22 protein-coding genes are annotated in these 17,190 nt (G+C 43.8%); 8 read left to right on the forward strand and 14 right to left on the reverse strand.

Annotated elements, in window-relative coordinates; translation table 11 throughout:
* Positions 1–171 precede the first annotated feature (171 nt).
* From F6K20_RS04340 to F6K20_RS04350, 3 genes are all read right to left on the reverse strand, one after another.
* Positions 172–516: a GNVR domain-containing protein gene (locus tag F6K20_RS04340; RefSeq protein WP_008188731.1), complete on the reverse strand. Its 345-nt coding sequence runs from the start codon at positions 514–516 to the stop codon at positions 172–174.
* A 154-nt stretch (positions 517–670) separates the two neighbouring features.
* The gene (locus F6K20_RS04345) at positions 671–1,837 is read right to left on the reverse strand and encodes a GumC family protein (RefSeq protein WP_008188733.1); all 1,167 of its coding nucleotides are present in this window, start codon (positions 1,835–1,837) and stop codon (positions 671–673) included.
* A 70-nt stretch (positions 1,838–1,907) separates the two neighbouring features.
* A complete protein-coding gene (locus tag F6K20_RS04350; RefSeq protein WP_154659927.1) occupies positions 1,908–2,063 on the reverse strand; it encodes a hypothetical protein in 156 nt (51 codons plus the stop codon).
* Between the two features lie 236 nt (positions 2,064–2,299).
* On the opposite strand from F6K20_RS04350, the gene F6K20_RS04355 reads away from it, so the two are divergent.
* Together F6K20_RS04355 and F6K20_RS04360 are read left to right on the forward strand one after the other, a co-directional pair.
* Positions 2,300–2,494 carry a hypothetical protein gene (locus F6K20_RS04355; RefSeq protein WP_154659928.1) on the forward strand — a complete coding sequence of 65 codons (195 nt, stop codon included), beginning with the start codon at positions 2,300–2,302 and terminating at the stop codon, positions 2,492–2,494.
* A gap of 188 nt (positions 2,495–2,682) precedes the next feature.
* Positions 2,683–4,029 (forward strand): RuBisCO small subunit-like domain-containing protein, encoded by a 1,347-nt coding sequence (locus tag F6K20_RS04360; protein WP_008188739.1) that lies wholly within the window; start codon positions 2,683–2,685, stop codon positions 4,027–4,029.
* A 168-nt stretch (positions 4,030–4,197) separates the two neighbouring features.
* Here F6K20_RS04360 and F6K20_RS04365 read toward each other — a convergent pair whose 3' ends face one another.
* On the reverse strand, positions 4,198–4,335 hold the full coding sequence (locus F6K20_RS04365; RefSeq protein WP_154659929.1) for a hypothetical protein: 138 nt from the start codon (positions 4,333–4,335) through the stop codon (positions 4,198–4,200).
* A gap of 14 nt (positions 4,336–4,349) precedes the next feature.
* On the opposite strand from F6K20_RS04365, the gene sfsA reads away from it, so the two are divergent.
* Positions 4,350–5,081 (forward strand): DNA/RNA nuclease SfsA, encoded by a 732-nt coding sequence (gene sfsA / locus F6K20_RS04370; protein WP_008188741.1) that lies wholly within the window; start codon positions 4,350–4,352, stop codon positions 5,079–5,081.
* A gap of 46 nt (positions 5,082–5,127) precedes the next feature.
* Here the strand turns inward: sfsA and F6K20_RS04375 are convergent, their stop codons facing one another.
* From F6K20_RS04375 to F6K20_RS04385, 3 genes are read right to left on the reverse strand one after another with little or no spacing between them, the layout of a single operon-like run.
* Positions 5,128–5,358 carry a hypothetical protein gene (locus tag F6K20_RS04375; RefSeq protein ID WP_008188743.1) on the reverse strand — a complete coding sequence of 77 codons (231 nt, stop codon included), beginning with the start codon at positions 5,356–5,358 and terminating at the stop codon, positions 5,128–5,130.
* 9 nt (positions 5,359–5,367) lie between these two features.
* Positions 5,368–7,029, reverse strand: coding sequence for a uroporphyrinogen-III C-methyltransferase (gene cobA / locus F6K20_RS04380; RefSeq protein WP_008188745.1), 1,662 nt, complete (start codon positions 7,027–7,029; stop codon positions 5,368–5,370).
* The gene (locus tag F6K20_RS04385) at positions 7,026–7,217 is read right to left on the reverse strand and encodes a hypothetical protein (protein ID WP_044494960.1); all 192 of its coding nucleotides are present in this window, start codon (positions 7,215–7,217) and stop codon (positions 7,026–7,028) included. The genes cobA and F6K20_RS04385 overlap by 4 nt, the downstream gene beginning before the upstream one ends.
* A 163-nt stretch (positions 7,218–7,380) precedes the next feature.
* Between F6K20_RS04385 and F6K20_RS04390 the strand changes: the two genes are divergently transcribed.
* Together F6K20_RS04390 and F6K20_RS04395 are read left to right on the forward strand one after the other, a co-directional pair.
* Positions 7,381–7,530, forward strand: a complete 150-nt coding sequence (locus F6K20_RS04390; protein ID WP_287263117.1) for a hypothetical protein — start codon at positions 7,381–7,383, stop codon at positions 7,528–7,530.
* Positions 7,531–8,194: 664 nt separating this feature from the next.
* Entirely contained in the window at positions 8,195–8,701 is a 507-nt protein-coding gene (locus F6K20_RS04395; RefSeq protein WP_008188763.1) for a hypothetical protein, read from the forward strand.
* A 624-nt stretch (positions 8,702–9,325) separates the two neighbouring features.
* Here the strand turns inward: F6K20_RS04395 and F6K20_RS04400 are convergent.
* Together F6K20_RS04400 and F6K20_RS04405 are read right to left on the reverse strand one after the other, a co-directional pair.
* Positions 9,326–10,147, reverse strand: coding sequence for an HIRAN domain-containing protein (locus F6K20_RS04400; RefSeq protein ID WP_008188765.1), 822 nt, complete (start codon positions 10,145–10,147; stop codon positions 9,326–9,328).
* Between the two features lie 195 nt (positions 10,148–10,342).
* Positions 10,343–10,558, reverse strand: coding sequence for a hypothetical protein (locus F6K20_RS04405; protein ID WP_287293884.1), 216 nt, complete (start codon positions 10,556–10,558; stop codon positions 10,343–10,345).
* Positions 10,559–10,728: 170 nt separating this feature from the next.
* Here F6K20_RS04405 and F6K20_RS04410 point away from each other — a divergent pair, with 170 nt between their 5' ends.
* The gene (locus F6K20_RS04410; protein WP_008188768.1) at positions 10,729–10,869 is read left to right on the forward strand and encodes a hypothetical protein; all 141 of its coding nucleotides are present in this window, start codon (positions 10,729–10,731) and stop codon (positions 10,867–10,869) included.
* Here the strand turns inward: F6K20_RS04410 and F6K20_RS04415 are convergent.
* The 5 genes from F6K20_RS04415 to F6K20_RS04435 form a co-directional block, all read right to left on the reverse strand.
* Positions 10,860–12,221, reverse strand: a complete 1,362-nt coding sequence (locus F6K20_RS04415; RefSeq protein WP_008188769.1) for an FG-GAP repeat domain-containing protein — start codon at positions 12,219–12,221, stop codon at positions 10,860–10,862. The genes F6K20_RS04410 and F6K20_RS04415 overlap by 10 nt on opposite strands.
* Positions 12,222–12,940: 719 nt before the next feature.
* Positions 12,941–13,387 carry a hypothetical protein gene (locus tag F6K20_RS04420; RefSeq protein ID WP_008188770.1) on the reverse strand — a complete coding sequence of 149 codons (447 nt, stop codon included), beginning with the start codon at positions 13,385–13,387 and terminating at the stop codon, positions 12,941–12,943.
* 292 nt (positions 13,388–13,679) lie between these two features.
* Positions 13,680–13,808 (reverse strand): hypothetical protein, encoded by a 129-nt coding sequence (locus tag F6K20_RS04425; RefSeq protein WP_008188771.1) that lies wholly within the window; start codon positions 13,806–13,808, stop codon positions 13,680–13,682.
* 24 nt (positions 13,809–13,832) lie between these two features.
* A complete protein-coding gene (locus F6K20_RS04430) occupies positions 13,833–14,789 on the reverse strand; it encodes an alpha/beta fold hydrolase (RefSeq protein ID WP_287293886.1) in 957 nt (318 codons plus the stop codon).
* Between the two features lie 414 nt (positions 14,790–15,203).
* Positions 15,204–15,395, reverse strand: a complete 192-nt coding sequence (locus F6K20_RS04435) for a hypothetical protein (RefSeq protein WP_287266635.1) — start codon at positions 15,393–15,395, stop codon at positions 15,204–15,206.
* Between the two features lie 163 nt (positions 15,396–15,558).
* On the opposite strand from F6K20_RS04435, the gene F6K20_RS04440 reads away from it, so the two are divergent.
* A complete protein-coding gene (locus F6K20_RS04440) occupies positions 15,559–15,723 on the forward strand; it encodes a hypothetical protein (protein WP_287293888.1) in 165 nt (54 codons plus the stop codon).
* Between the two features lie 729 nt (positions 15,724–16,452).
* Positions 16,453–17,190 (forward strand): ferritin-like domain-containing protein (locus F6K20_RS04445; protein WP_287293889.1); only part of this gene is annotated, 738 nt, incomplete at its 3' end.

Consider the following 17,190-nt stretch of genomic DNA (forward strand, 5'->3'; position numbering starts at 1 on the left):
TTGCGGTGCGACCCAAGGGCGATTTACTCGCCCTAGGAGGCGCGCACCGGAAGGGACTTTGAAGGTCTTATTCCCCCCAGAATTGGGGGGTTAGGGGGGCAAAACCATACCCAGAATAAGCAACGCCACGTCTTTAATGGTTTTCAGAGATTTATCTCTTGTTTCTAAAATCTAAATAATTGCTGCGGTCGCAAACAGTCCCTGAAAGCAAGCAGCAATATAGGCTATTTTAGCAGAATAAATCGGAATCATCGGCACCTGAGCCCCTGCAATAATGCGGGCATTACCCATGTTTTGATTTTCCGCTACCTGAATTTCTCCAAGCTTATTTAGCAACAGAGAATAGGTGGATTGGGACACATCAAGTTGCCGTTCTAACTCGCGCTGCTGTTGTTCCAGTCTAGGGAGATCGTTAAGTCTTTTTCGGTAAGCGGTTTGGGCATTGACTAAGGCTTTTGTCTGATTAGCCAAACCTAAACGAGCTGCTTCTAATTCTACTAGCTCTTTAGTAAGCATTCAGCCGTCAGCCGTCAGCCGTGAGCTAAAGGCTCAAGCTGCTTGAGGTGCTTTTTGGCACAGGCTTTGGCCTTGGCCTTTTGGCCTTTTGGCCACGCTACGCGAACGGCCACGCGTGCGCGTTTGGCCACGCTGTGCGAACGACGCTGGGACTTCACTCAGCATTATTCCAATGCTTACTTGTTGTCTTGATGCAATAGCGAGTGGGGGAAACCCCCAAGACCGCGCTGCATCGCTTATTCAAAAGCTGAGAGCTGAGAGCTGAGAGCTGAGAGCTGAGAGCTGAGAGCTGAGAGCTGAGAGCTGAATACTTACGCTCTTTAGTCAGGTCTTGTTGTAACTCTCCTAGTTTAAAAAGCTGGCTAGCAGGTTTCGGCTTAGCATTAGAAACCTGTTTTACTCGCTGGTTTAGGATACCTTTTAGGCTGGCTACCTTACTTTCTAACTTAGCAATTGTGGGATGGGTGGATTGGAAACGGTTACGCTCTAGGGCCAGTTCGACTTCCACTTGGCGCAATTCTTGGAGTGCCTCCTGCACCTCAGGAGACTGTTTAAGAGCTGTAAGAGCTACAGCTTGTTTGGAGTTCATGCCCAATCGTTTTTGGAGCGATTCGTACTGGGCATTGACATCAGCCATTTTAGACTGATTTTGAGCAATTTCCTTTTGCAAATCTGTCAGGACTTCGATAGCTGAGCGAGCTTCTGCGTCTAAAGATATCACTTGATTTTCTTGTTTGAACTGACGCAAAGCTGCTTCTGTTTTACTAACAGTAGCTTCTGCTTGAGGTAACTGTTTCTCAATAAACTTCCGAGCAGCTACAGCTTCAGCCCGTTGAAAATCTAAGTGATTTTCTAAATAGATAGTCATTAGTTGATTAACAACTGCTGCTGCTTCTTTAGGGTCTTGAGATTGGTAAGATACTTCCAGAAGATCAGTTTTCCGAATATTGGTAACACTGACATTGTGCAAAAAGTCTTTAATTGCTAAAGGTTGCCCCTGATTATCTTTAAGATTTAGTGCGGTGATTGTCTTTTGAGCCAGAGGCTCAGACATCATGATGTTGGCTTCTGTATCTAGAGGATTACTTTGGTCTACCAGAGGTTGTAAAATACCGATTTCTTTACCTACCTCGGTAACTGAAGACGTGGTATTAAGCCGCTTAAATAACAGCAATCCTTGGGCTACATATACCGGCTTTTGCAATGATGCCACCAGAGACATAATCACAGAAACTGATACAAAAATACCGGAAGCTGGTAGCCAACGTCGCTTCAGGATCCACCAATATTGTTCAAACCTTGAGGATTCAGGAGATTCCATAAATAGCTCAAGAAAAAATTGTTTAAGTACCTGATGCTTATTTAGGGATATCCTAGCCCAACCAATAGTCTCAATTGTGCCAATACGCCAATTTGAGTACTGTTTGTTGAAGGTTGGCTGGTTGAAGGTTGAATGTTGAAGGTTGAAGGTTGAATGTTGAAGGTTGAAGGTTTAATCGGGTTAATCGAGTTAAAGGTTGAACGCGATCGCGTGGCCTTTTGGCCAAGGTTGAAGGTTGAAGGGTTAATCGGCTTGATGGTTGGCTGGTTGAAGGGTTAATCGGCTTGATGGTTGGCTGGTTGAAGGGTTAATTGGGTTGGCTGGTTGAAGGGTTAATTGGGTTGATGCTTGAATGTTGGCTGTTCGCTGTCAACTTTAAACCTACCCTACTTCAGAGGCCAAAGGCAAACAACCACATAACCTACCCTACACCGAACGCCAAAGGCGAACAACTAAATAACCTTGGCCAATAGGCCATGCGATCGCGTTCAACCAGCCAACCTTGGCCAAAAGGCCACGCGATCGCGTTCAACCAGCCAACCTTGGCCAAAAGGCCACGCGATCGCGTTCAACCAGCCAACCTTGGCCAAAAGGCCACGCGATCGCGTTCAACCAGCCAACCTTCAACCAAATAACCTTCAACCTTCAACCAAATAACCTTCAACCAAATAACCTTCAACCTTCAACCAAATAACCTTCAACCTTCAACCAGCTAACCTTCAACCTTCAACCTTCAACCTTCAACCCGATTAACCCGATTAAACCTTCAACAAACTGTAATAGTATTTCCAATAGGCTGAAAAATTGCCGGATTTGACGAGATTCTTACCATAGCACCTGTTTGTATGTCCCAGCACTATTACATTTCTCCCCGGTTTATCGATAAACTGGCAGTTCACATCACTAAAAACTTCCTTGACATACCCCATGTCCGTGTGCCTCTAATTTTGGGAATTCATGGACGGAAGGGGGAGGGTAAGTCCTTTCAGTGTGAGCTTGTGTTCGAGCGCATGGGAATTGAAGCGGTTCATATGTCTTCTGGTGAGCTAGAAAGCCCAGATGCTGGGGATCCAGCCCGTCTGATCCGCTTGCGCTACCGAGAAACGGCTGAAATGATCCGAGTCAAGGGTAAGATGTGTGTGCTGATGATTAATGACTTGGATGCTGGGGCGGGACGGTTCGATGAACGAACCCAATATACGGTAAATACCCAGCTGGTGCATGGGACTTTGATGAACATTGCTGATAATCCTACCAATGTCCAACTTCCAGGGAGTTATGACTCACAACCGATCCACCGAGTACCGATTATTGTCACTGGTAATGATTTTTCTACTCTGTATGCGCCCTTGACTCGGGATGGTCGGATGAGCAAATTCTACTGGGAGCCCAACCGAGAAGACCGGATTGGTATTGTTAGTGGTATCTTTCACGGAGATGGACTCTCTAGCGGGGAGATTGAACAACTGATTGATACCTTCGACAATCAAGCGATTGATTTCTTCAGTGCTTTGCGATCGCGTATTTACGATGAACAAATCCGTAAGTTTATTTATGATATTGGTATAGACCGAGTTTCTTCTCGTGTAGTCAACAGTAAGCAAGGACCGCCCAAATTTGAAACACCAAACTTTAGCATCTCCCGCTTAATTGAGTTTGGAGAACTGATTAAAGCTGAGCAGCAACGGTTGGAGCTCAGCGGACTAGCTAGGGAGTACAATCAAGTCCCCTCCCTGACGAGCCCAGCAAGTAATACAAATACTAATACAAATAGTAATTCTCATATCCCAACCCCTGACCAACCTCAAGCAAACCACAAGGCACCTCTATCCAATCCAGTCATCAGTGAGTCAACTAGCCCTAAGGTCGCCAACGGGTTAAATCAATGTCAGATAGGACAGCACAACGGTAGCAAAAAGCCCTTAGATCTAGGATTAGATCTAGAAACCCAAGAGCAGATTGGAGAGCTTTTGGCTCAAGGTTACCGCCTAACCCTAGAATACGGCAATGAGCGTCGCGTTAAGAATAATGCTTGGAAAAGTGGGAATCCATTACCAGAAAACAATGTATCGGAAGCGATCGCAGCTTTGACAGAACGCTTAGGGGAGCATAAGGGTGAGTATGTGCGCCTAATTGGTATCGACACCAAAGCCAAGCGGCGGGTTATCGAAAAGATTATCCAACGTCCTTGATATCTTTACGTAAGCATTCAGCTATCAGCTATCAGCTATCAGCTGATGGGTAAATCCCTAGACTTTCAATTCTCATTAATCTGGAACTATAGCAATTCTATATCCCATAAGGTACAAATTGATCCCCCTAAATCCCCCTTAATAAGGGCGACTTTGAGGTTGATAATTCTACCTCATAACTGCGATAAACGCTATATTAAATTCTCCCTTTTGAAGTTTATTTTCAGCTGACGGCTGACAGCTGACGGCTGACAGCTGACGGCTGACAGCTGACGGCTGACAGCTGACATCTTTACAATTAACCAATCCACAATTTTAACATGACTAATGACAATAACTTGATTTACTCCTACCCACCCCTAAAAGCTGGAACTTTACTCAAACGCTACAAACGCTTTCTTGCGGATATTGAACTGCCATCAGGGGAAATTATTACTGCTCACTGCGCCAACACTGGCCCAATGATCGGAGTATCAACCATTGGCTCTGCTGTACAAGTGTCCCATAGTGATAACCCAAAGCGGAAGTTACCATACACTTGGGAAATGATTCAGGTCAAGGACAATGAACCAACTTGGGTAGGGGTTAATACGGCTTTACCTAATCGAGTGATTAAGTTAGCGTTGGAACAAAAAGTGATTCCAGAATTAGCCGACAGCTACAGCGAAATCCGCCCTGAGGTGCGTTACGGAAAAGAAAGGAAAAGCCGCGTAGATTTTTTACTGACTGGCTCAGATCGTCCGATTTATTTAGAAGTTAAAAGTGCTACCTTAGCTGAAGAGAATCGTGCTTTATTTCCTGATACAGTTACTACTCGTGGACAAAAACATTTGCAAGAACTGATGGCAGTACTTCCCGAAGCACGAGCGGTGATGCTTTATTTTATTAATCGTGCTGATTGTTTGCACTTTTATCCTGGTGATAACTATGACCCAGACTATGGTAAACTCTTAAGGGAAGCAGTTAGCAAGGGTTTGGAAGTGTTGCCTTGTCGCTTTGAAATTACCCCGTCAGGAGTTCGCTATTTGGGGTTAGCAACCTTTGAGTGTTGAGGGTGTTAGTAGGTTATGTATAATTTGGAGTTGTTAATAAAATCCCTTAGGGAAAGGCAATAGGCAAGAGGCAATAGGCAATAGGCAATAGTGAAAAAATCTTGTGTACCTCATAGCTATTAGAAACGCTATAGAGGTGCGCTTGACCTTGGCGAATTAAATTCGCCAAGGTCAAGCGCACCTGTTGCTTTTTGGGCGAGTTGTCGCCCCCCCAGACTTGATCTAATTTAATTCTTGGGGTCTCGATTTTGGCTTGTTGTGAGTTGTGGGATTCCATGAAATCACATTATCTCTGCTTTTCTGTCTTTCCCCCTCTCCCAGTCTCCCATGCCACAATCGCCTCAGTTAAACCTTCTAAAGTATATTCAACTGCTTCTACATCTACCCTGCCTAGCAACTGGCGACAGCTTTCGGATGTTTGGGGACCAATCGAAGCGATACAGACATTGTCTAAAAGGGAATGGAGAGTTTTTAAGGGTGGAGATTGTTCGCCGTCGGCACTAGAGTAGGCTTGGTTAGTTTCCGTGGAAGAGTTAAAAGCTTGTTTGAGAAGTTTGTAAAAATTCTTGACGGTTTTAGAACTAGCAAAGGTAACAATATCTATTGCTCTCTGTTGCCAAGCATCTAAAATAGCAGGAGCCATGTAATCTGGACAACCAGACTCATAGGCAGCAACTTCTACTACTTGAGCACCTTTTTCCGTTAGTTCTTTTACTAATACTTCTCGCCCACCGGTTTCCACTCGGGGGAAAAGCACTTGTTTGTTAGTTAAAGACTCTGGAAAATGTTCCACCAAAGAATCAGCCACAAAGTTTGGTGGGATAAAGTCCGGTTGTAAATTGTGTTGTTTCAGACTCGCGGCAGTTTTCTTACCCACCACAGCAATCTTAATCCCGACTAAGGCACGGGCATCTTTGCCATTATCCAGTAATCGTTTAAAAAAGTAATCGACCCCATTGCTAGAGGTGAGAATCAACCAATCGAAGTTAGCGAGATTAGCGATCGCATAATCTAATCCAGCCCAACTGGAAGGAGGCGTAATCACCAAGGTGGGCATTTCGATAATAGTCGCTCCTTGTTGTGCCAGGAGCTGGTTAAATTTTTGGGATTGACTAGCGGAACGGGTAACTAAGACAGTTTTTCCAGTAAGCGCCTTAGTAGTTGCCGTTGCCCCTTGAACCTTGTCTTGATAACCTTCACTCTGCGACTGGTCTTGATCAGCTAATCCCATAGATGCCCTTAACCCCACTACTTCACCAACTACAATTACCACAGGAGAGAGGGAGATACCAAGGGTTTGGTTTACAATAGTGCTTAAAGTACCCAGCCAAACCTGTTGCTGGGGGCGTCCACCATTCCGAATCAGAGCAATGGGAGTCTGATGCGATCGCCCATAGCGTTGCAGCTGTTGGACAATTTCTGCTAGATGACGCCCTCCCATTAAAATCGCCAAGGTGTCAATTCTTGCTAGTGCTTCCCAATCTAGTTGCTCTGGCTGATGAGCAGTGACAACGGCAAAGCATTTGCTCAAAACTGAATCTGTTAAAGGAATTCCGGCTAGTAAGGGAGCGGCTAGGGCTGAGGAAATGCCTGGTATCACTTCAAACTGACACTCAGCAGCAATCAATGCCTGAATTTCTGAGCTAGAGCGCCCGAAAATAAACGGGTCACCACTTTTTAGCCTTACGACTTGCTTGCCTTGTCGGCATTGGTCTACTAGTAGTTGGTTAATCCTAGCTTGGGGTGTAGAAGGGCGTCCACCCCGTTTCCCTACATGGAACAGTTGACAATCACAGGGCACCAGTTGCAATAAAAGGGAATCTACGAGAGCATCATAGACCAACACTTGAGCTTGAGTCAGCAGTTGTTGCCCCCTTACGGTTAAGTAGTTAACATCTCCTGGACCAGCACCTACGATGTAAATTTTTCCCTTTTTGTGATTAGTCATTCCTCTTGCTCAATCGGCACACTTATATCGAAAACTATTAGAAACTTAGCATCAGGCACCAGCTGTTTCAGGGTCTGCAAATAACCTTTGGCATCATAACAGTTGCGGAACCGAGCGAAAACGACTGGTGGCATCGGTGGTAATAGCCTAATCATGACCCATGGGTATAGGCTTGGACTATCGGACATAATATGAAGTTATCTCCTTTACTTTAAGGGGTACCCAGAGCCAGCCTTCGCCCTTGCAAGTACGTCAGGCTGGCTCTTCCCGTGGATTTGAATGTCCACGGTTTCATTGTAACATAAAAATCTGCATATTATAGCATATTTTAAAAACTTTTGTAACAAATTATTGAAAGAGTCGGCAGAGGTACAGTTTGATCGAATTGGGAAGTTTGTTCGGGTAGCGTGGCCTACGGCCAGGGGAAAAGAATACCCCATCCTCCAAAATCAGAAGCGTTTAGATGGAGGGGAACAGGAATGGAACCAAGTTGACTTATAAATTTGTCTGTTATAGTACTTAGTTCCCATGATAGGAATGCAGACATTGCTAATACCGAAAATATTCAAGCTCCGATAATACCCAGTTTCTCTGATGAATTTATTTGTCCCGGTAAACCCAGTTACCAGTCTTAAAAACAATGTTATAAACAACGCAAAGTAGCGGATTATCTATTGAGGATTTCGGCTCTAATGGCAATATATTGGTGCATCTCATATTTGTAAAAAAGAAGGGGAGTGTGGGGCCTGGGCGCGGGGAGTGTGGGAAGTGTGGGAATTTTCGCGGGAATTTTTGCCTAATTCCAAAAGCGATGCAGCGCGGTCTTACAGATAAATAGTTGACTTGTGATTGTGATCCGTGTTAAATTCAGCCGGTTGATCATTCAGGAGGGCAATCACTTTGTTGATAAGCAATCAATAGCTCCAGAGAAAACCGAAGGAAGACCCAACCCAAAAAACCGATCCGGGATGCAAACCCCATCCAACATGGGGGCGTCTACCTCCCAGTAGCAATTGATAGTGATGGGATATCCGTGCCACCCACGCTCTTGCACGTTCGCATTCTTAGAACCGATAGCACAGAGGAAAACCGTGGAGCCCGCATTGGTAAATGAGAATGCCGTCAGTCAGATATTGTTTGATAACCAAAAAGAGAGCAAAAAGAAATGACGAATAGAATCGGCCAAGCAAAACAAATAGTAGCAGCGTTTATCCTGGGTATGTTACTGCTATTCACCGAAGGGTGTGCGGTAGAGGGCGACTTCTCCGGATCCCTAATTCCGGGCGACTCCTCCCGACCCCTAATTCCGGTGAGTTCGTTACACCTGGAGAACGGTAAATACGAATATGTCGATAGAGGTTTTAATCCCCCAGTAAGTAGCATAGATTTCTTTTCAAATTCCAGCATAACCATAACGAGCGAAGATGGATGTGCCGATCAACTTTACACAATCAATGCCACCCTGGGAGGAATGCCACTCATCCCCCAAGGGCTAACAACAATACAATGTGGAATACCAAAGGTATTAGGACAAGATCTAAGCATCCCCCTCAATACAGGCAAAGTAGCCCTCAGTATAGGTAAACCAGGCCTAAGAATTACAGTACAGAGCAATAAAGGCAAAGATGAGGATATAAAAATCATCGAACAAAGTCACTATATCCTACACTGACCTTGACGGGAGCATCCCATTTTGGAAAAAAGGGGAAACTTATTGGCGATTATAACTCGCCAATAATAACCTAACTTAGATATTTTCTTGCTCCGAGTCGAAAGAAATATCTAGGGCATGTCGTCAGTTAAGCCAGATGACGGAAGCGGCGAGATGAATGGCTCCGATGAAAATTGCGAGCTGTTTTATCATAGGGAGTTGCATTTTTCGACGCCATGTGGTAATTAATTCTCAGAACTGAACTTCTGATCACTGGTAATTACCCCCGTGTAAAGGCGGGTCCAAAGGAGCATCGCTTCTAGTTTCCCCCGATCACTGGGAAAACCCACTGGAGAAAGGTTTTAGGGGGTGAGGTTTTATTCGTATGAAATCAAAAACGCCTAATATCTGGACGGTAGAAGGGGTAATGCGATCGCGCTTCTTTGAAGGAGTATTATTTACATCGGGCAAACCAAGTTTTTCGACTTTTCTTTTTCCTTAGTTAACGGCTGATAGGTCTTGTGAGCATAGGGCTCATATCCCTCAAAACCTGAATAAGTCATCTTACACAATAACCGAGACTTGAGCGGAGAAGGAGGTAAATTTACCGTAAGCATTCAGCAGTCAGCCGTCAGCCGTCAGCCGTCAGCCATTCGCTACGCGAACAGTAGTGTGGCCATAAGCCATAAGCCATAAGCCTTTAGCTGATAGCTGATAGCTGATAGCTGATAGCTGATAGCTGATAGCTGATAGCTGATAGCTGATAGCTGATAGCTGATAGCTGATAGCTGATAGCTGATAGCTGATAGCTGAATGCTTACAATTTACCTTTGCTACTTTCACTTCTACTAAACCTGGATCATGCCTTAAAATATCAAGTAGATCCTGTGACAAGTAGCGGGGACAATACCCTAGGTGATAATGATCTTTTGTGGTTAAAGCTAAAGCCTTATTGTCATAAGAATTATGAAACTCGTGACATAACCACAAAGGATCACCGACTTGTAGCTGTTTTATGCGCTCCATAGAACACTCTGGTAAGTGACGCAAACCATGTACTAGAAAACAAAGGTGGTATTTCCCGTCACTGTCGAGGTCTGGATAAGGGAAAACTTGAAAATTATCTGTTTGTCGATTTCCTTCGCTCCTTCCTAAAAATTCCATCACATCAACACTCTCGGCTGATAACTTGAGCCGGTCTAGATGCTTTTGGTAATCTGGACGCGAGGGTGACATAACTCGGTTGGCAAAAAACGCAAACAACTCCGTCGAACGATAGGTCTTATCCCACTCTGGGAAAGACATTAGAGGCTCAAACCCAAATTTTTTTTGCGCTTCCTTTGCACCTTCTATATAAACAAAAGTGTAATTTTTTCCATTAAATGTCAATCGACCCACTGGGTTCCACGATCGACTTTCATGATCTTGCCAAGCTAAAAATAAAGTTTTTAGGGAAGTGATACTCATAAATTTAATAGACAAAGCAGTCTTTTTTTGTTGGTGAGCAAAATTTTCTTAGCAAAGTCAGATGCTTCTTTTGAGATCCGAAAATCTGGAAATGCCTGTAAAGTTGAATTTATCTGTTGCTCTGAAATTTGCTCAAGACGGTTGAGCCACTCCTGACTAGCTTTAGGATAGTGAGTATTAAGGTATTCAAAAAGTTCAAATGTTTTCAGAGGCTTTAGTGGGAGCTAGATAAATACCTGTTTGAGATGTCTTAGGAAGTACAAACCCCCAATTTTCATGATGACGATCACCATTACCAATCCACGCATCTAGCAACAAGTAGCCAACAAACAAATCTCTTGCATCTGTGAAACCATCAGGTACTATCCAATTAGGGGGGAAGTTAACAGATTTTTTTCTAATAGCCTCCATAACCACTTCAATTGTATGTTGATAGGCCTTTTGCGTAACCGAAGCGGGATAATCGGGATTAATGCCACTAAGTACTTCATTAACGCGCGTGACAAAGACCCGGTGGGGCTTGCGCCATTAGCAAATACTCTTAATGGCCAAAGCTAAAACGACCGCCAGAAGTAGCCGAGGTGACTGGCTATTCCTGGCGGTGGATTCGGGTCATCGCTAACCGCTACAACAATTTTGGAGTTGCTGGAGTGGGAGACCAACGCCATCACAACTCAGGTGCATTACCAATGCTTGATCAGGTGCAACAAGCTCAACTTTGACAATTCTGTACCCTTTTTTGTTGGTCACGTTGGTCACAAATGTACTGCAATGAACGAACACCAAAGTCACCAGTTATCACCTTAACTCCACCTGCTGGTGCCCACTGATTAATAAAGTTGCTAATTCCGGCATTGGTAACATTAAAGCTGCCATCACCATTGGAAAAAGCCACAGGTATACTACCCCAACCTGGAGCTTGTCGTACCAGGGCTATATCAGTGCGACCATCGCAGTTAAAGTTGCCAGTTATCACCTTAACTCCACCTGTGGGTGCCCACTTATCAATAAAGTTGCTAATTCCGGCATTGGTAACATTAAAGCTGCCATCACCATTGGAAAAAGCCACAGGTATACTACCCCAACCTGGAGCTTGTCGTACCAGGGCGATATCAGTGCGACCATTGCCGTTAAAGTCACCAGTTATCACCTTAACTCCACCTGCTGGTGCCCACTGATTAATAAAGTTGCCAATTCCGACATTGGTAACATTAAAGCTGCCATCACCATTGGAAAAAGCCACAGGTATACTACCCCAACCTGGAGCTTGTCGTACCAGGGCTATATCAGTGCGACCATTGCCGTTAAAGTCGCCAGTTAAAACCTTAACTCCACCTGTGGGTGCCCACTGATCAATAAAGTTGCTAATTCCGGCATTGGTAACATTAAAGCTGCCATCACCATTGGAAAAAGCCACAGGTATACTACCCCAACCTGGAGCTTGTCGTACCAGGGCTATATCAGTGCGACCATTGCCGTTAAAGTCACCAGTTAAAACCTTAACTCCACCTGTGGGTGCCCACTTATCAATAAAGTTGCTAATTCCGGCATTGGTAACATTAAAGCTGCCATCACCATTGGAAAAAGCCACAGGTATACTACCCCAACCTGGAGCTTGTCGTACCAGGGCGATATCGGTGCGACTATCCCCGTTAAAGTCGCCAGTTAAAACCTTAACTCCACCTGTGGGTGCCCACTTATCAATAAAGTTGCTAATTCCGGCATTGGTAACATTAAAGCTACCATCACCTTCGGCAAAAGCCACAGGTATACTACCCCAACCTGGAGCTTGTCTTACCAGGGCGATATCGGTGCGACTATCCCCGTTAAAGTCGCCAGTTAAAACCTTAACTCCACCTGTGGGTGCCCACTTATCAATAAAGTTGCTAATTCCGGCATTGGTAACATTAAAGCTACCATCACCTTCGGCAAAAGCCACAGGTATACTACCCCAACCTGGAGCTTGTCTTACCAGGGCTATATCGGAATAAGCTTGAGCTGGTTTAGCCATTAAAGTAAAGGCTAGGGTTATAGTACAAATAATTGTACTTAGACGCCTTACCCAGGTTTTCATGTTATTCACCTTTTAGTTTTGAAATGTTGGTTCTTAAATACTTACTAAGCCAAACTAACAATTAAATGGAATAGAGGCAAGGTAGCTGATTCGATCAGTCGGGTGCTAGAGCGTCCAGTGGCTCTTTCCTACTCCCCAACAGTTGCAGCCAGCCGGAAGACTATGGCAATTCCATGATTAACCAATTGTCAACCGCACCTTTGAGAATATTGAATAGTTGGAGCAGGTAATTTTCGCTGTTGTGTTTTACTCAAGCACTGCGACTTTATTCGTGGTCTGACCCATTTTTATTGGTGCCAGGCAGCTGAGGGGGTGATATAATTTCCGGTTGAATACTTACACTTTGGCCAAAGCAAGGCAGAGGGTACCCACCCCTAACCCCTCCCAGGAGGGGAATGGCAGAAGGCAGAAGTAAAGGAGTAAGGTTTTAAGAGTAATGGTGTTTTATAACTAATTATCCGGACATGATATGACATGAGCCCCAAAAAGCTTACTCTATAAGGCTTTGATGCCAATGGGCTCATGGAAGATACAGTCCCAAATTAACCCTTAATTAATTTTATGGAAGCTAAAACCCTTATAACATAGTCCAAAGTCAGCCCAAAACAGAATGTATATTTCAGGTGCGACCCGTGGCGAATTTAATTCGACGACTGTAAGCGCACCTGAAGTCAATTATGGCCTGAACTCCTTACTGGGTAATAATTTCAGCTGGCATGTCACCCCCCCAGCGCCCCGTCAGGTACAATAGCATTGCGAAACTCATCATACCTATCTGATAATTCTTCCTCCTTTTCAGTAAGGATATCTATTGCTTCCTCTTCGTCTTCGCTCAACTCTTCTAAGGGTATGGCCGCTAGTAGCGTTCGCTCTTCTAGTACTCCAATCATTCCGAACAATTGATCGCGATAAGCGTCAAAAAAATCTACATCATATAGGTTAGCTAGAACAGCAGCCCGCCGCTTTTTCCCTTTCTTCCTTGCTTTCTTGATCTTCTTTCGCTGCTTTTGAGAGCGATGGTATTTATCATCCCCCATCCCAGAGTGAACGGGAAACTCTCCTTTCACTTCTTGGTAAATGAATGGTAAATCACAAAAGAAAAACTCTTTCTCGTCCTGACCTAGGCGATATCCAGACATCTGAATGATACAATCAGCGGTAAGCATTTGCTCTTCTACGTTTGATACTATTGAGACTATGAAACAAGTGATGGGTGCATCTCATTTTTGCTGTTTGACACCGTGGTGCGTTACGGGGCGGGCTATCCAAACCCTGGCTACGAGGCAGAAAATGAGGCCCCCCTAACGCACCCTACGCAACTTTTTTACAAATATGAGATGCACCCCAAGTAATCGCATCCAAATGGGTGCGATGCACTGGTCTTTGTTGATTAACATTGGTAAAGGTCTAATGCTAGTTGGACATCCAGTAACTCACATCCTGGGTTAATCGGTACAGTTACTTTGCATTTATAGCGTTTCTCTTAGCTATGAGGTACACATTATTTTTTACCTCTTCCCTCTTCCCTCTTCCCTCTTCCCTGCTCCGAAGTCCCTGCTCCCTAAAAACCATAACTTTGTACCTCATGGGTATAAGACTTGCTATATACTACTACTCAAACCTAGAAATAGCATCTCCGACAACTTTTACAAACTCATAGGTTGACTCATAAGGCAAAACATTACGACCAGGAATTTTACGACCTTCACCTTGAGGAAGATGCTTGATATACTGAGCTAGTCGGTCTTCTGGTGTTTCAGATTTTCCCAGCTTACTAATACTTGAAGCTTGCTCTCCTACTACTACTAGGGTAGGTTGAGAAGTATTAGCGATCGCTTGTTGATAGTTTTGTCGCCAAAAGCCAGCCAAAAAAGAAAAAACTGCGTAGCGGCTAGCTGGATTAATTGCTCCCTTTTGGAGATTATCTAACCATTGGTTATCTACTGTAGAACTCTCAGCAAACAGTTTATCTTCCGAAAACTTTTGTAGGAATTGACGGCGACGAGCATAACGAAAGAAGACACTACCTAAAGGAGATTCGAGGAGATTCCAAGCAACTCGCTGCTGCCAGTATTGAGTTTCTGCTGTCATCAGAGACCAAGACGGAGGACATGAGAGTACTAACCCTTGAATATAATTTGGTTCAGTTTGCTTTTGGATCAAGGTAAGTGCCACAGGTAATAAAGCCCCTTGCACTAGCAGAATCACCGGTTTTTTGACTACAGTTGTTAAAAAATATTGTAACTGGTCAGCCCAATCGATCGGGTAGTAAGCAAGAGGGGGCATTTCGCTTTCGCCACATCCTAGCAAGTCGGGATTATAAATTAGATGACCATGGCCAGTATTCAACCACTCCTGGCAAAAGCGATGCCAAAAAAAGCGTGATAGTCCAACACCGATAGGATGGACTAATAGTAGAGGAGTTTTCGTCTTAGCACTTTCATCTGTTGGGGTATAGACTTCATAGGCACAACGGTAATTATGCCAAGTGTAGAATTCTTCTTTATGTAAGGATGTTTGCCAATTATCTGTATTGGGCGAACTGGAAGTAGAAGAGTTCAATGCCATCTCAAATCCATCAAAAGTATTGTGGGTATTATATAGCAATTCTACGACTTGTGAGGTACAATTTTCTGTTTTTTAGGGACTTCGGAGCAGGGACTTCGGAGCAGGTAAGAGGGAAAAGGGAAGAGGGAAGAGGTAAAAAATAATGTGTACCTCATGAGTCATAGAAACGCTATAGTATGTTGTTATCTGCTCAAGATCTGAGTCTAATGGGACTAGGGAAGACTTTTGAAAAGGACAGCATGGGTGGCATGGGAGTCGCAATCACCGACACTCAATTTGCCAGAGAAAGTAAGGCAAAAAAAAGATCGCACTCCCAATACTCAGAATGCGATCGCGTAGCGTGGCCTACGGCCAATCGCATTTCTAGGGATCTGACTTCCCATCTCCCCACCCTTCCCAGCCTTGCAACACTCCCTATTCCTCTGGCTCCATCGGTAGAGTTATATCGAAAATAATTAGAAACTTAGCATCAGGCACCAGCTGTTTCAGGGTCTGCAAATAACCTTTGGCATCACAACAGTTGCGGAACCGAGCGAAAACGACTGGTGGCATCGGTGGTAATAGCCGAACCATGACCCATGGGTATAGGCTTGGACGATAGGACATAATATGAAGTTATCTCCTTTACTTTAAGGGGTAGCCAGAGCCAGCCTTCGCCCTACCAAGATCGTCAGGCTGGCTCTTCCCGTGGATTTTATTGTCCACGGTTTCATTGTAACATAAAAAATTTAATATTATAGCATATTTTGAAAAGTTTTGTAAAAAATTATTGAGAGAGTCGGGAGAGGTACAGTTTGATCGCATTGGGGAGTTTGTTCGCGTAGCGTGGCCTACGGCCAGGGGAAAAGAATACCCCATCCTCCAAAATCAGAAACGTTTATATGGAGGGGAACAGGAATGGAACCAAGTTGACTTATATATTCACCTGTTATAGTACCTAGTTTCCATGATAGGAATGCAGATATTGCTAATACCGAAAAAATCATAGCTCCGATAATCCCCATATGAAGTTTTATATGAGGTTTTCTATGGGGTATATCAGGTTTTCTATGGGGTATATGAGGTTTTCTATGGCGTATATGAGGTTTTACATGAGGTTTTCTATGGGGTATATGAGGTTTTCTATGAGATTTTATATGAGATTTTATATGAGGTTTTCTATGGGGTTTATGAGATTTTATATGAGGTTTATTAGTTTAAAAATGACTTATTATATTAAAAGTTAAATACTAGATGGCGGTTGGCAATTCAGTTAGGTACAAAGTTCTGGGTTTTTATGGAACAGGTCTGAGGGGGAACATGAGCCCCAAAAAGCAAACTATATATATAAGGATTTGATGCCAATGGGCTCATGGAAGATACAGTCGAAAATTAACCCTCAAGTCATTGTTTTGATGCAGTCGCTCATGGGGGAAACCCCCTGTTCCCTTGCTGCATCGCTTTCTGGAAGCTCAAACCCTTATAACTACGTCCAAAGGAGCGCCCAAAACAGAATGTATATTTTTGTAACTTATGGGCTTAAATTATTATCTAGTAAGGATTTGAGCTTGTATGTTACCCTCCAGGGAACAGGGAAAACAATCCTGTGTACCTGATAGTTATGCAAACCGCCTTAGTAATATAGCTGTGGAAACTATATCCCGAAAATCAATCAGAGAGATCAATGAAAATTAAACAATTAATGCTAGAGAACCCTCCAGTAAAAGGGGAATGGACTAAGACTCAATTAATCGACTATCTGAAGGCAGCACTTTTGCTAGAATACACAACAATTCCACCATATCTTCTGGCATTTTGGTCTCTCAAAAGGGGTAGTAATTATAACGATCCTGGTCATATTTACACAGCGCTGAGAAATCACATTCAGCAGGAAGAAATGCTGCATATGGGATTGGTTTGTAATCTTATTGTAGGTTTGTGCGGAACGGTTGATTTAACCTCACCTGGCTGTCATCCAACATATCCGACTTCACTAGTATTCGGCCCGCCAGAGCAAGGCAATGAAAGTGCTTTTCTAGTTTCACTCAGGGGTTATTCAGAGGAAGCGTTGCAGGGATTCCTAAATATTGAGTATCCTAAAGGTGATCTAATTCCGATAGGAAATGATCCTGATCCCATGGCGAAAATTTCAGGAAAGCAGCTACAGCTTGCACAACAAAATGCTGACACAATAGGAGAATTCTACGAAATAATTAAGGAGGCATTTAAAGAGCTGTTCGATAATAAATTAATCAAAGAACTTAATCCTGAAAACCAATTAGAGCACTTCTTTGATAAAAAAAAGATAACAAGACTCAGCAAGATACAAACCAAGCAAGACGTTATAAACGCCATAGATCTTATAACAAGACAAGGTGAAGGAGCTGAAGGCAGCCTGATTGATACAGGACCAGACGATCTT

The organism is Moorena sp. SIO2C4 (assembly GCF_010672485.1).
Taxonomy (GTDB): Bacteria; Cyanobacteriota; Cyanobacteriia; order Cyanobacteriales; family Coleofasciculaceae; genus Moorena; species Moorena producens.